Consider the following 12,194-nt stretch of genomic DNA (forward strand, 5'->3'; position numbering starts at 1 on the left):
AATTCTTGTATATCCCTTTGAAATTAACACCTTACGATTAATAAAATTCAATTAAAGATTAAAATTAGTTAAGCTAAATTAATTAAAATTCATTACTTTTCGGCTATATTTCGGCAAAAAATGAATATTAAATATTTTATTATTCCTGGTAAGAGAAAATACTCTAGCATTTATGTTAGGTTTTGGGACAGCAAAAGAGTTGACCAAAAAACTAGAACAGGATTAAGTGTTGAAAAAAGAAACTGGTCTATAAAAAAACAACGGTTTAAAATAGTTATTTCTGAAGAAGATAACAACTTAGATTTATTAAATAATAAGTTAGATAGATTAGAAAAAGCTATACACAAACAATACAATAAAGACTATGCCGAATCAAACCACATATCTAGAACTTGGCTTAAAGATGTAGTTAACGAATTTTTTAACCAGGTTCCAGAAGACCAAAACCATAAAAAATATTTTGCAGAATGGGCAGAAAAATTTGTTGAAAATAGCAAAGACCGTACAGTTAACGGCAAAAGACTTAAAGCCAATTCCTTAAAAAACTACACCGCAGCCCTTAATAAGCTAAAACAGTATGAAAAACATCGCGGGATAAAATTAAAATTTCAAGATATAGATTTAGAATTTTATCGAGATTTTGTATTGTACTGTAATGAAACTCTTAACCTAAATAATAATAGTATTGGAAATTTAATTTCTCGTATAAAAACCTTCTGCAGCAATATAGAAATAGAAGGGCTACCTATAAACCCACAATACAAACACAAAGAGTTTAAAATCCCAAAAAATAAAACACACCACATTTACTTAAACAATAAGGAGATTGAAAAAATTTTCAAACATGATTTTAGTGAAAGCTCTAAACTTGATAACGCTAGAGACTTATTAATTATAGGCTTAAGAACTGGCTTAAGAGTATCTGACTTTTTAAGGATTAAAAAAGAGAATATTTTTGATAATGTAATAAATATTACAACACAAAAAACAAACCAAAACCTTACAATACCAATACACCCACAGTTTAGAAAAATACTGAAAAAACATAACGGTAATTTTCCTAAAAAAATTTCAGATCAAAAATTCAATAAATACATAAAAGAGGTGTGTGAAAAAGCTGGAATTAAAAATGAGGTTTATGGATCTTTACTTGATAAAAAAACTAAAAGAAAGGTTGAAAAACACTATCCAAAACACAAATTAGTCACCTCTCATACTTGCCGCCGCAGTTTCGCAACTAATTTATTTTTAGAAGGTATTCCTAATCATATTGTTATGGCTGCTACAGGACATTCAAGCGAGAAACAATACTTAGCTTACGTTAAAGCAACACAAGAAGAACATATTGAAAGACTTCAAAAACATTGGAAAAAGCAAAATAAAAAACAATGAAGTATTTAAAATGTATAAACATAAATAAGTTTATAGAGCTCACGCCCTTTCAACAAGTACAGGTGTTTATTGAGAATGGATTTTTTGAAATTGAAAACAAACATCTAGAATTTGTTAAAAATAAGATCAATCATCTCAAACAAGAAGGGACACTAGATTCCAAATTATTAATTACAGAAACAGATTATATAAAATGGAATAAAGAATTAGGTTTAGAAATAGCCAAGCACATAAATGATAACATTCATAATTATAACACATCGGTTTTTATTGAATTAATTAACGATTATGAGAGTGTTATAATACTAAATGACACAATAGATTACAAAAAGTCAATTATTAAAGACTATTTAGTGAAACTCCATAAAGAATTTTATGCAATTTGGTGTCATAGCTGGGGCTTTGAAATTAATCCAAATAGTATAACACTAAATGGTTTAAAACTTTGGACTGAACAGGTTTATAGCGGATTACAATTCTATGACAATCATGAAGAAGGTAACTATATTTTAATAAGAGAGCTTCTTAGAGATGTCAAAAGAGATATTATCCAATATTTAATTAATGAAGGTGATTCTGAATTTGTAACCTACCAAGGTTTTTCTGCTATTTTACATGACTATATTAAGTATAAGAACAAACTCAACGATGAGTATAATAGTCTAATTCACAAAGAAAAGGCAATGCATGGAGAAAGCACCCCCTTAAATATCAATAAATACCCTAGAGTTTTCAAAGACATATCTGGACTTAACTTATTTATAAACTTAGTTGCCAAAAATCCAAAACCAAAAAAAATTGATTTCACATATTACTTTGAAATCTTTAAAACAGAAAAGATTTTAATTAAAAAAGTTAAAATCTCTGACTATATATTTTTTGTAAATGACTATTACCCTCAAATAAGTTTTAATAGATTAAGAAAAAATGATTTTAAACATGAAGACTACAACAAGCATTTAAAAGCACTATTAAAAATACAAGAAAAACCAACCTCTTAAAAATAATGATTATCAATTGTTTATGTTTTTTATTTCCCCTTCTACTGACGAAATAATGACGTAAAAACAGATTAACCCTCAATAATTTACTCAAGCTCAATCAATAGTTTAGCATCAACAATAAAAACTATTGACATGAAAAAATCAATTATTCAAATTGAAACAACTTCTTCTAGTGAATTTATTCCAAAACTAGCTGCGGAAATAAGAAAGGTTATAAAAGAAGAAAGTAACCACCAAGAATCCAACCAAATATTATTAACTCGAGAACAAGTGGCAGAAATGCTGTCTATTTCTCTCGTAACCCTGTGGAAATACACAAAAAAAGGTGTGATCCCTGCTTTTAGAATAGGTACCAAAGTAAGGTACAAAAAAGGAGATGTTATTCTGGCATTAAAAAAGATGAACAATTTCTAAAACAAAACCCTAGCGTAAGCAAAAAACAACTAGGGTGTTATTATTTTTTTCACCAAATAATAAATACACATGCAAGATAATAAAAATCAAACAAATATCCCTCAAGATATTGACTCTATTGATGAGATTATAAATAAAAATCTATCTACACCCAAAGACAAATTAAGAGATCAATTAAATAATATAATTTCAAAGCTACCTAACGATTATAGATTATTTATAGAAAAGTCGTTTTTTCATTTATTACTTCCTAAAGAATATGTTTTAAGCTCAATTCTGTTTACTGTTTGCAATGCTTCCGGATTAGCTTTTTGTACTGAATTTGGAGAATATAAGAATTACGGTAATTTATATTTTGTTCTTGTTGGTAGTAGAGGAGGCTATAAAACACCTTCAATGAATTTAGCTATTAAACCGTTGAAGTTGGTTGATGACATGGAATATCGTAATTATAAAGAAAAAATAAAAGATATAACAGATGAGACGCAGCCAAAACCAAAAAGAAAACGGTTGTTTTCACAAGAAACAACCATAGAGTCTCTTTTATGGAATCATTACCAAAATAAATACTCAATAGGAGTTTATCTTGATGAGATAAGCTACTTTTTTGATGTGATGAATAATCCAAAAGACACTAAAGGCTCTCAATGGAGGAATATGTTACTTCAAGGAAACACAAACGGATATATTGATGTATCTAGAAAAACATCAGAAAGTTTTAGAATTGAAAAGTCTTATCCCTCAGTTCTAGGAGGAATACAGCATCAATTAATTTCAAAAATGTTTTCAAATAAAAACTTAGAAAGCGGCTTACTTGATAGGTTTTTATTTACAGTTGACTTAACTAAAAACTCAAGACTAACAAAAGAAAGCATGCCCACAAGTGTATTAGCAGGATACAATCAAGCTATTACAAATATCTACCAGAAGAGAGATGCTTTAAATGATGCTGGCCAGGAAGTTTGTTTAGACATGGTTCATGAAGCTAAAGATAAATTGTATGATTATATACAAGATAAGATAGATCAACAAAACAATTTAGAGTCTCCTTTAAAGGAGTACTTATCTAAAATGAGGATTTCTATACACAAATTAGTCTTATTACTACACTTGATAAAAGTATCTCAAGAAAAGGATTTTTATAGTCAAATAAGTCTTGAGACTCTTAATCTGGCGATTGAACTAAATGAGTTTTATTATTCCAACTTCAAGCTAATAACCGATAAATGCACACAACCAACACCCCTTAATAAAAAAGATGTTGTTAATGAGGTTATTAATATGGCTAAAAACAATAATGTTCCACAAAATATTATAGGTCAATTAACAGGCTATAGCAATGGCTATGTGAGTAAATTATGGAATAGGTAGAGGAAACTGGAAACTGGAAACTGGAAAGCGCAAACCCTTATAAACATTAGCGGTTTAAGGTTTTTTGTTAAAAATTAAAGTTTCCTAAAAAAATCATTTTTATAAAAACATAGACACAAGAGGAAACTTGAGGGTTGTTTCAAATCTTTGTTAAGCGTTGTAAACACTATACTTAACGCTATGTAGTTTCCAGTTTCCAGTTTCCTAAATGGAAAAATAAAAAAGCATGAGAAAATTAGAAAAAATAGATACTAAATATAAATTCTCTAGGAAAAGAGATAGAAATATAATAACGCCTTGTTGTAACAAGAAAAACGGCGGTGGTTTTGTGCATTATGAAAACCAGCCTAAACGGTTTGGATATTGTCATTATTGCGACACAACAACATTACCACCTATATTGTATAAAGATAGCGCAGGCAACTTGTTTACCTATAATGATGTTATTCAGCAATTTGAGAGTTATAATAGTATTGTTGAACCTATTGTTGCAACAACCCAACCAAAAACAACCAGCATCCCTCAAAAGTTTATTCCAGAGAATAAGATTTGGGACGCGTATAGTAAGCTGCCAGAAAACAACCTCTTAAAATATTTACGTAAAACCTATGGCGACAATAGAGTTGACAAAGCATGTAAAGAATATGCCCTAGGAACTAGTGATGATGGAGGTGTTATGTTTTGGAGTATTAATACAGATTTACAAGTTCAGAAGCTAAAAATATCATACTACGATACCAATGGTCGACGTAAAAAGAAATTCAAAGCTCCTTATCTAAATGACAAAGGGTATTATTCATGCTTATTTGGTGAACACTTGTTAATTCCTAGTTGCAAAGATAGGCAACGAATTGTTTTAGTAGAAAGTGAAAAAACGGCTATTGTTGGAAGTATTGTTTTACCAAAATTCACATGGTTAGCTTATGGTGGTTTAACTCAATTAACTGTAAAAAAAGCACATTGTTTAAAAGGGTATCAACGAGTGTTGGTAATTCCTGATTTCAGTAGCAAAGCAATTAAAGCAATAAGCAAAAGAATCACGGAGCTCAAAGAGTTAGGGATAAACTTAAATATACTAGACTTAACGCAAGGTATGACTGATACGCAAAGAGATAATCTAGGTATTTATGGTTATGACCTAGAAGATATTATAAGAAAAATACCTAGCTAAAGAATACGAAATATAAGAAATAAAAAAGGGCAAGTTTATTTGCCCTTTCATAATAAATGTAATTCTTGAGTATTTCATCGCGAAGCATTTATGTATATTTGTGAGGTACGTACTTGGAAAACCGCGTACTTAGTCACATCACAAATATACAAGATTCAAAAGAAATACTATAAAAGAAAAAACCGCCGCCGCAACCGCCATAAAAACCGCCGCTAAAAAATAACGGCGGCGGCGTGTAAAACCGCTGTTTATACTTGTTAATATCAAGAATAACGGTTAATAAGTAAAACAACCAACCGCAAAAGTGCAATTAATATAAAAAAGCGCATTGTTATTACGCCGCTAATTTTTACTAAATGGTGGTAAACATCAACCATTAAATTTTCATGATAAAGTAATACGCAATTTTAAAACTTCAATAGTTGCTAGTTATTAAAAACAAAGTTTTAATTTAAAAAATTTATTATGATGAATTATCAAAAAAACAGAAATCAAGAACTAGAACCAGCTTTAGGAGGTTTTTTCTCCTGGCTAGGTAGAGCAGTTAGAAATGTAGCAAATGCAGTATTAGAAGTATCGCATAATCCTACATTTATTATTAATATAATAAAAGATGCCGTTGACGGTGGTAGTTTTACCGTTGGTTACGGGTGTAGATTAGATCCTGGATTTGCAGAAACCGATGTGGTTTGCTCGTATAGTAACCGTGTAGGCGAAATCCCATTAACATCCTCTGACGAAATGACGTTGGATAATTGGGTTAATTATAAGTTTACGCCATTTTTTAAAAGATACTTTGAGGATTTAAAAAACCTTAATGAATCTAACGCAACAATGGCGCAATTCATAGAGCATTATAATAACACGCAAGAATTTATTGCGGTTTTAAAATGGCACATATCCAATATGCATTATGCTATTGGCTCTTTGTCAACAAATGCGTTTGACGCTAGAAAACAGTTTTTAAGCTCTCAAATTGAGGTTATCAAGTCAGATTTAAACAAGTATATGACTGATGCGGGTGTAGATACCGCCGCAACTGAAAAAACTGCGGATATAAGCACGGCGAAATATGCGGTACTAGATTTAGATTTACCTAACAGTATAGAGGTAACCTATTTAAGCAAACAGCAAACAGTTGAAACCATTAGCCAGGAGTTGCCAACCACGGCAACCACCGCCGCAACCGCCACTAAAAAACCTGTTAAACTGAAAAGCCTAGCTTTGTGGACTATTATCGGTATAGGATTGTTTACATTAGCAACCAAACAAACAACCACAAACAGTAAACCAAAAACACACGCATAAGCGTAATTTTAGCAACTATTTTATTGAGCGGTTAGCATTTTATGTTAGCCGCTTTTTTAATTTAGTATTTCTTCTTTGTGTCTTTCAATAAATCTTTCCCACTCCTTTTTCCACTTACGAAAGTTCTTTTTTGCCTGTCTTAACTCTTTTTTAGCAAAATACGGTAACCACCGCCGCAACCGCCACTAAAAAACCTGTTAAACTGAAAAGCCTAGCTTTGTGGACTATTATCGGTATAGGATTGTTTACATTAGCAAACAAACAACCACAAACAGTTGAAACCATTAGCCAGGAGTTGCCAACCACGGTAACCACCGCCGCAACCACCACTAAAAAACCTGTTAAACTGAAAAGCCTAGCTTTGTGGACTATTATCGGTATAGGATTGTTTACATTAGCAACCAAACAAACAACCACAAACAGTAAACCAAAAACACACGCATAAGCGTAATTTTAGCAACTATTTTATTGAGCGGTTAGCATTTTATGTTAGCCGCTTTTTTAATTTAGTATTTCTTCTTTGTGTCTTTCAATAAATCTTTCCCACTCCTTATTCCACTTACGAAATCTCTTTTTTGCCTGTCTTAACTCTTTTTTAGCAAAATACGCTTGTTTTTTAGCTCCCCTTAAGTCTTTCCTAAGCTCACGATTAAGTTGTTTTCTTTCTTCTGAAGTTAAAAGGTGGTTTTGATTAAGTTTTAAATTAGTCATAAAAAAACAGTTTTTTCGGCATAATCTCGGCAAAATAAACAAATAAAAAACCGTAAACATCTAAATATTAGATACATACGGTTTTTACAAGTACTCGAGGTGGGAATCGAACCCACACTCCCGAAAGAACCGGATTTTGAATCCGGCGCGTCTACCAATTCCGCCACTCGAGCAAAAGGACTGCAAAATTATAAAATAATTTATTACCACCCATTAAAATAGTGGCTTTTATCCTTTTACAAACAAAATAAATTCATAAATTTGCACCTCATTAAAAACAAGTAGATTTTTATTGACTCTATAACAGCACATTATCAATGACAAAGATTAAAACCAAAGCCAAAATTTTTGCATGTTCGCAAAGTCAAGTTTTAGCCGAAAAAATTGCTAAAGCTTACGGTGAAGATCTTGGTAAAATTATAACATCTACTTATAGCGATGGTGAATTTCAACCTTCTTTCGAAGAATCTGTTAGAGGTGCTAGATTATTTATCATTGGGTCGACCAACCCTAGCTCAGAAAATTTAATGGAAATGTTGTTAATGCTAGATGCCGCAAAACGTGCCTCGGCAAGACACATTACTGCTGTTATGCCTTATTTTGGTTGGGCAAGACAAGATAGAAAAGACAAGCCTAGAGTTCCAATAGCAGCAAAATTAGTCGCTAAAATGCTTGAAACAGCTGGAGCAACTAGAATAATAACCATGGATTTACATGCCGATCAAATTCAAGGATTCTTTGAAAAACCTGTAGATCATCTATTCGCATCAACCATTTTCTTACCTTATCTAAAAGAAAAAGGGTTAGACAATTTAACAATTGCTTCGCCAGATATGGGTGGTTCTAAAAGAGCATACGCCTATTCTAAAGCTTTAGAAAGCGATGTTGTCATTTGTTACAAACAAAGAGCAAAAGCCAATGTTATTTCTCATATGGAATTAATTGGTGATGTAACAGGAAAGAATGTTGTTTTAGTAGATGACATGGTTGATACTGCTGGAACACTAACTAAAGCAGCCGATTTAATGATGGAACGTGGTGCAAAGAGCGTAAGAGCTATTTGTACACATCCTATTTTATCGGGGAATGCTTATGAAAAAATAGAAAATTCGCAACTTGAAGAATTAATTGTTACCGACTCTATTCCATTAAGTCAAGAAAGTAGCAAAATAACTGTTTTAAGTTGCGCCGAACTTTTTGCAAGTGTGATGTACAACGTACACCATAACCAATCAATAAGTTCTAAATTTGTAATGTAATTAATAATTAATAAATACGAATAATGAAATCAATTACGATCAACGGATCTAAAAGAGAAAGCGTAGGCAAGAAATCAACAAAAGCCTTACGTAATGCTGGACAGGTTCCTTGCGTATTATACGGAGGAAACACACCAGTACATTTTGCAGCTGACGAAGTAGCGTTTAACAAACTGGTTTACACTCCAAACGCTCACACAGTTGTAATTGAACTAGATAATGGAGAAACTTACCAAGGTGTTATGCAAGACATCCAGTTTCACCCTGTAACAGATGCTATTCTTCACGTAGACTTTTACGAACTTCATGAAGGTAAGCCAATTACTATGGAAGTTCCTGTTCACTTTACAGGAAACTCTAAAGGTGTAAAAGCTGGTGGTGTATTACGTAAAAACTCTCGTAGATTACGCGTAAAAGCATTACCTAAAAACTTACCAGATTTTATAGAAGTAGATATTACGCCTTTAAAAATTGGAAACAAACTTTATGTAGGCGATTTACAACACGAGTTATACCGCATCATGCAAACAGACAATACTGTAGTATGTCAAATTAAACGTGCAAGATTAGCTATGGCTATTGCCGTTGATGATGAGGATGAAGACGAGCTAGAAGAAGGTGCTGAAGCAACAGCAGAAGGCGATACTCCAGCTGAAGGAGATGCTCAAGAATAAATATTCTTAACAACTTTTATATAAAAAGCATCCTGAACTTTCAGGATGCTTTTTTACTTTTACAAAAAAACTTATTTTGAAAATCTGTAACTATCTTTCCTACATTTTCAAAAAAACGTCAAAAAAGGAAAACACAAATCGTATGAAAAAGTTCCTTATTGTTGGTCTTGGTAACATTGGTGAAAAATATCATAATACAAGACACAACATTGGATTTAAAATACTAGACTACCTAGTACAACAAGAAGATATCACTTTCGAAACCAAAAAACTAGGCGATTTAGCTACATACAAATTTAAAGGAAGGCAGTTTATTCTTTTAAAACCTAGTACTTTCATGAACCTAAGTGGCAAGTCTGTATTATATTGGTTAAATAAAGAAAAAATACCTTTAGAAAACTTACTTATAATAACAGATGATTTAAACTTACCCTTTGGCACAATTAGGTTAAAAACAAAAGGAAGCGATGGTGGACATAACGGTCTAAAAGACATTCAACAAAAACTAAACACCACTAAATATGCTCGATTTAGATTTGGAATTAGTGATAACTTTAGTAAAGGTAGACAAGTAGATTATGTTTTAGGCCACTGGTCTAACGAAGAAGAAGATAAACTTAACGAACGATTAAAAACATCTGTAGAGCTTATAAAATCATTTGGCACAGCAGGTCCAAGCCTAACAATGAACACCTTTAACGGAAAATAAGTCTTAACCTTTTAACATAATCCCCTGCTTTTTTTGTAAATTTATCACTTACTAACTCACTTTTACATAAAACATATTAAAAATCATGAAAAAAATTACATTTAGGACACTGTCCTACTTTCTTTTATTCTTTATCTCTTTTAGTGCTTTTTCACAGAAGAAAAACACTAAAAGTAACAAAGAGATACCGCTTTCAGAATATAATCAAAGATCTCTAGAACTCACAGGTTACATTAAATGCTTAACAGATGAAAATGAGGCCTTATTGCAAGAAAAATATCCTAATCGTGCTACTAAAGAAGAATTTGAAGCATGGTTAGCCCCAAAGATTCAAAAGACAAAAAGAGATATAAATAACAGAGAAAATGGTCAAAGAGTAGTAAGAACTATCCCTATTATTTTTCATGTTTTCACAGATGGGTTAGGTGCCGAAAATTTAGACGAATTAACAATCCAAGCTCAGGTTGACCAATTAAATATAGATTATGCAGATTTGGCCGGTAGTACCTATGCTGTTTCTGCAGATACAGAAATTCAATTTTGTTTAGCCCAAGTTAATGAATCTGGTATTCAATTAGACGAGCCAGGTATCAATAGAGTTACCTCCTATGGCGACGGCCCTTTTACTAGAAATGACTTTGATACCAGTATGAAAGCTGCTACTCAATGGGATCCTACAAAATATTTTAATGTTTGGGTTGCTGATTTATCTGGTGGTATATTAGGTTATGCCCAATTCCCTGACAATTCTGGATTAGATGGGTTAAATGTAGATGGAGGTCCTGCAAATACAGATGGCGTAGTTGTTTTATATTCTAGTGTAGGAAGCATAGCCAACCCCAACCCTAATGGAGGGCAATATAACGCTGGTAGAACATTAACCCATGAAGCTGGTCACTGGTTAGGTTTAAGACATATTTGGGGCGACGGTGGATGTAATGTTGATGACTATTGCGATGACACACCTTTGGCAGGAGATGCTAATTATGGCTGTCCAAATGTTGATTCATGTGTCTTTGGTAATACTGACCCAGACATGGTTGAAAACTATATGGACTACACAGATGACTCCTGTATGCATACTTTTACAGTAGATCAATCAACTAGAATAGCTGCTGTTATGGATAATTGCCCTAGACGAATGGAATTAGCCTCTTCAAACGTTTGTACTCCAGCTATGGTTTACGATTTAGATTCACGAGCAACTATTGAAAGTCTTAACATGGACAAATGTGAATTTACAATTACACCAGTTGTAAGGGTATATAACAACGGTAATAATACATTAACATCTGCAACTATTAATTATGACATTGACGGTGGAACAAATAACACTATCTCTTGGACTGGCAATTTAGTTAACTATGGTGATTTTGACATGGTTAATTTACCTGAAATAGCTCTTGGCTCAGGAGACTATACATTTAATGTCTCTACATCTAACCCTAATGGAGCTTCTGATATGAATCCAGCTAACGATGCTGATGCTGAAGTTGTAGAACTAGGCAATTCATATTTTGGCTCTACATCCATTACGTTAACATTATTAACAGATGATTATGGTTATGAAACCTCATGGGACTTTGTAGACTCTAATGGTACAGTGCTTTACAATGGCGGGAATCACCCAACATTAGGAGGCACAAATTTAGAAGACAATACCACATATACAGAAATATTTACTATTAGTGATAATGAATGTTATACTTTCACAATTTATGATGACTTTGAAGATGGTATTTGTTGTGATTATGGTAATGGATCTTATGAATTAATGGACAACAATAGTACTACCATTTTTACTGGAGGTGAATTTGACGCAACCGAAACAACAACCATATCTACTACTACATTAAGTACAAATGATATAGAGTTTGTTAGCGGATTAGCGCTTTACCCTAACCCAACAAGTAATGTTTTAAATATAAAAACTACTAATAGCAATTTACCTGATAACTATGCTATTTATAATATGTTAGGACAAGTAATCTCTAAAAAAGTTATTTCTAGCGAAAACGACTTAACTATTAACACAGCTAACTTAAGTAATGGTATGTATTTTATAAAAATCTCTAAAGGAGCTAACGAAGCTACTTTAAGATTTATGAAAAAGTAAATACAACTTAATTATATATTATTAAAGAGGATTGAATAACTTTCAATCCTCTTTTTTTATTTTTG

At 32.1% G+C, this 12,194-nt stretch carries 12 protein-coding genes and 1 tRNA gene; 11 read left to right on the plus strand and 2 right to left on the minus strand.

Annotated elements, in window-relative coordinates; translation table 11 throughout:
- Positions 1 to 120 precede the first annotated feature (120 nt).
- From R3L15_RS12005 to R3L15_RS12035, 7 genes are all read left to right on the plus strand, one after another.
- Complete coding sequence (locus R3L15_RS12005; RefSeq protein ID WP_338731950.1) at positions 121 to 1,392, plus strand: tyrosine-type recombinase/integrase; 1,272 nt, start codon at positions 121 to 123, stop codon at positions 1,390 to 1,392.
- Positions 1,389 to 2,393 (plus strand): hypothetical protein, encoded by a 1,005-nt coding sequence (locus tag R3L15_RS12010; protein ID WP_338731952.1) that lies wholly within the window; start codon positions 1,389 to 1,391, stop codon positions 2,391 to 2,393. The genes R3L15_RS12005 and R3L15_RS12010 overlap by 4 nt, the downstream gene beginning before the upstream one ends.
- A gap of 135 nt (positions 2,394 to 2,528) precedes the next feature.
- Positions 2,529 to 2,810, plus strand: coding sequence for a helix-turn-helix domain-containing protein (locus R3L15_RS12015; RefSeq protein ID WP_338731953.1), 282 nt, complete (start codon positions 2,529 to 2,531; stop codon positions 2,808 to 2,810).
- 69 nt (positions 2,811 to 2,879) lie between these two features.
- The gene (locus R3L15_RS12020) at positions 2,880 to 4,181 is read left to right on the plus strand and encodes a DUF3987 domain-containing protein (RefSeq protein WP_338731954.1); all 1,302 of its coding nucleotides are present in this window, start codon (positions 2,880 to 2,882) and stop codon (positions 4,179 to 4,181) included.
- Between the two features lie 226 nt (positions 4,182 to 4,407).
- Complete coding sequence (locus R3L15_RS12025) at positions 4,408 to 5,352, plus strand: DUF6371 domain-containing protein (RefSeq protein ID WP_338731955.1); 945 nt, start codon at positions 4,408 to 4,410, stop codon at positions 5,350 to 5,352.
- A 465-nt stretch (positions 5,353 to 5,817) separates the two neighbouring features.
- Positions 5,818 to 6,660: a hypothetical protein gene (locus R3L15_RS12030; RefSeq protein WP_338731956.1), complete on the plus strand. Its 843-nt coding sequence runs from the start codon at positions 5,818 to 5,820 to the stop codon at positions 6,658 to 6,660.
- 217 nt (positions 6,661 to 6,877) lie between these two features.
- Complete coding sequence (locus tag R3L15_RS12035; protein ID WP_338731957.1) at positions 6,878 to 7,105, plus strand: hypothetical protein; 228 nt, start codon at positions 6,878 to 6,880, stop codon at positions 7,103 to 7,105.
- Between the two features lie 56 nt (positions 7,106 to 7,161).
- Here the strand turns inward: R3L15_RS12035 and R3L15_RS12040 are convergent, their stop codons facing one another.
- Complete coding sequence (locus R3L15_RS12040; RefSeq protein WP_338731958.1) at positions 7,162 to 7,371, minus strand: hypothetical protein; 210 nt, start codon at positions 7,369 to 7,371, stop codon at positions 7,162 to 7,164.
- 91 nt (positions 7,372 to 7,462) lie between these two features.
- A tRNA-Leu gene (locus R3L15_RS12045) sits at positions 7,463 to 7,544 on the minus strand.
- A 144-nt stretch (positions 7,545 to 7,688) separates the two neighbouring features.
- On the opposite strand from R3L15_RS12045, the gene R3L15_RS12050 reads away from it, so the two are divergent.
- The 4 genes from R3L15_RS12050 (at position 7,689) to R3L15_RS12065 (ending at position 12,129) form a co-directional block, all read left to right on the plus strand.
- Positions 7,689 to 8,630, plus strand: a complete 942-nt coding sequence (locus R3L15_RS12050) for a ribose-phosphate pyrophosphokinase (protein ID WP_338731959.1) — start codon at positions 7,689 to 7,691, stop codon at positions 8,628 to 8,630.
- A 23-nt stretch (positions 8,631 to 8,653) separates the two neighbouring features.
- Entirely contained in the window at positions 8,654 to 9,304 is a 651-nt protein-coding gene (locus tag R3L15_RS12055; RefSeq protein WP_338731960.1) for a 50S ribosomal protein L25/general stress protein Ctc, read from the plus strand.
- A gap of 142 nt (positions 9,305 to 9,446) precedes the next feature.
- On the plus strand, positions 9,447 to 10,013 hold the full coding sequence (gene pth / locus R3L15_RS12060) for an aminoacyl-tRNA hydrolase (protein WP_338731961.1): 567 nt from the start codon (positions 9,447 to 9,449) through the stop codon (positions 10,011 to 10,013).
- Positions 10,014 to 10,098: 85 nt separating this feature from the next.
- The gene (locus R3L15_RS12065) at positions 10,099 to 12,129 is read left to right on the plus strand and encodes a M43 family zinc metalloprotease (protein WP_338731962.1); all 2,031 of its coding nucleotides are present in this window, start codon (positions 10,099 to 10,101) and stop codon (positions 12,127 to 12,129) included.
- Positions 12,130 to 12,194 lie beyond the last annotated feature (65 nt).

The sequence above is a fragment of the Mangrovimonas cancribranchiae genome, from assembly GCF_037126245.1.
Lineage (GTDB): Bacteria > Bacteroidota > Bacteroidia > Flavobacteriales > Flavobacteriaceae > Mangrovimonas > Mangrovimonas cancribranchiae.

What these genes read in the sequence shown, in the direction of transcription:
- R3L15_RS12015 (WP_338731953.1), top strand. Translation starts at nt 2,529, where the DNA reads ATGAAAAAATCAATTATTCAAATTGAAACAACTTCTTCTAGTGAATTT.
- R3L15_RS12005 (WP_338731950.1), top strand. Translation starts at nt 121, where the DNA reads ATGAATATTAAATATTTTATTATTCCTGGTAAGAGAAAATACTCTAGC.
- R3L15_RS12040 (WP_338731958.1), bottom strand. Translation starts at nt 7,371, where the DNA reads ATGACTAATTTAAAACTTAATCAAAACCACCTTTTAACTTCAGAAGAA.
- R3L15_RS12055 (WP_338731960.1), top strand. Translation starts at nt 8,654, where the DNA reads ATGAAATCAATTACGATCAACGGATCTAAAAGAGAAAGCGTAGGCAAG.
- pth (WP_338731961.1), top strand. Translation starts at nt 9,447, where the DNA reads ATGAAAAAGTTCCTTATTGTTGGTCTTGGTAACATTGGTGAAAAATAT.
- R3L15_RS12020 (WP_338731954.1), top strand. Translation starts at nt 2,880, where the DNA reads ATGCAAGATAATAAAAATCAAACAAATATCCCTCAAGATATTGACTCT.
- R3L15_RS12010 (WP_338731952.1), top strand. Translation starts at nt 1,389, where the DNA reads ATGAAGTATTTAAAATGTATAAACATAAATAAGTTTATAGAGCTCACG.
- R3L15_RS12030 (WP_338731956.1), top strand. Translation starts at nt 5,818, where the DNA reads ATGATGAATTATCAAAAAAACAGAAATCAAGAACTAGAACCAGCTTTA.
- R3L15_RS12065 (WP_338731962.1), top strand. Translation starts at nt 10,099, where the DNA reads ATGAAAAAAATTACATTTAGGACACTGTCCTACTTTCTTTTATTCTTT.
- R3L15_RS12050 (WP_338731959.1), top strand. Translation starts at nt 7,689, where the DNA reads ATGACAAAGATTAAAACCAAAGCCAAAATTTTTGCATGTTCGCAAAGT.
- R3L15_RS12025 (WP_338731955.1), top strand. Translation starts at nt 4,408, where the DNA reads ATGAGAAAATTAGAAAAAATAGATACTAAATATAAATTCTCTAGGAAA.